Source organism: Corynebacterium sp. MSK039, assembly GCF_030232315.1.
Classification (GTDB): Bacteria; Actinomycetota; Actinomycetes; order Mycobacteriales; family Mycobacteriaceae; genus Corynebacterium.
On the sequence record NZ_JASPJL010000061.1, the window covers coordinates 1 to 246 of the forward strand.

Consider the following 246-nt stretch of genomic DNA (forward strand, 5'->3'; position numbering starts at 1 on the left):
CTACACACGGTGTGAACTGTACTGGTTCATGCAGTTGGAATATATATGTGAAAGATGGAATTGTAACTTGGGAAGGGCAGGAGCTTAATTATCCAACGACAGGTCCTGATATGCCAGATTTTGAACCACGAGGATGTCCACGTGGAGCAAGTTTTTCTTGGTATATCTATAGTCCACTTCGTGTGAAATATCCGTATGTACGTGGTGTTCTATGGAGTATGTGGCAAGAGGAACTAAAAAATAACG

Annotated in this window: 1 protein-coding gene; it reads left to right on the forward strand. The window is 41.9% G+C overall.

The genetic code is table 11. The annotated features are described in order from the left end of the window. On the forward strand, positions 1 to 246 hold a 246-nt coding region (locus QP997_RS09835; protein ID WP_284847014.1), incomplete at both ends, for a hypothetical protein.